The 264-nt window shown below is 45.1% G+C and carries 1 pseudogene; it reads right to left on the bottom strand.

Going from position 1 to position 264, the window contains the following annotated elements:
* Window positions 1-50: 50 nt before the first annotated feature.
* Window positions 51-264: pseudogene (locus AAEZ08_RS23020) on the bottom strand (IS3 family transposase); the annotation flags it as partial.

Below are 264 nucleotides of genomic sequence, written 5' to 3'. Positions count from 1 at the left end.
CTCCAAACCTACGGTGTTTTTCAAGATAGTTGTCACTCTTTGTTTAAATATTAAGCTGCATTTATTACGCCTTCTTCTGGTGCCTTATCTGGGTTGAGTGTTACAGCGCCAACCGCTTCACAATTTCTGATCTCTGTAGACCAACGCATCGGTTTTCTTTCCTTCGCCGCCTCAAGCACTTTCTTGCGCTTCGCTAAAATAGCGCCATCTTGCAGTGCATGACGTTGCCCTGGTGAGACAAAATTTAGCTGGCTGTGTTTATGC

Source organism: Pseudomonas sp. E45-MNA-CIBAN-0222 (assembly GCF_040310405.1).
Classification (GTDB): domain Bacteria; phylum Pseudomonadota; class Gammaproteobacteria; order Pseudomonadales; family Pseudomonadaceae; genus Stutzerimonas; species Stutzerimonas stutzeri_AC.
The sequence above is the reverse complement of the archived record's forward strand: the minus strand, read 5'-3'. Positions and strand labels throughout refer to the sequence as shown.